This window comes from Affinundibacterium baiyunense, from assembly GCF_018139645.1.
In the GTDB taxonomy this organism is placed as follows: Bacteria; Pseudomonadota; Gammaproteobacteria; order Burkholderiales; family Burkholderiaceae_D; genus Undibacterium; species Undibacterium baiyunense.
Genome location: NZ_JAGSPM010000060.1, coordinates 1 through 332, shown reverse-complemented (window position 1 = coordinate 332; position 332 = coordinate 1). Strand labels below are relative to the sequence as shown.

Sequence of the window (332 nt, the reverse complement as noted above, 5' to 3'; positions counted from 1 at the left end):
CCCCGTTCAAGTTGCTCGACACTTGTGAATTTATTGAGATAAAAGAACTCTGTCTTTAAAACGGCAAAGAAACTCTCCATCGCGGCATTATCGAGGCAATTACCTTTGCGTGACATACTCTGGATTAAGCCTCGTGACGCTAGTGATATTTGATAGGCTGGCATGCGGTACTGCCATCCTTGGTCGGAGTGCAAAATGGGTTTATCGATTGGCGACAGCCGTTTGAAAGCCTTTTTAAGCATCGTATCAATCATTTTATAAACAGGTCTTTTCGCAGTTTCAAAGGCGATGATTTCGCCATTAAACAGATCTAAAATCGGTGACAGATAAAG

Annotated in this window: 1 protein-coding gene; it reads right to left on the bottom strand. The window is 42.5% G+C overall.

Going from position 1 to position 332, the window contains the following annotated elements:
* The coding region (locus tag KDM92_RS18340; RefSeq protein ID WP_212685797.1) for a DDE-type integrase/transposase/recombinase at positions 1-332 on the bottom strand (332 nt) is incomplete at both ends.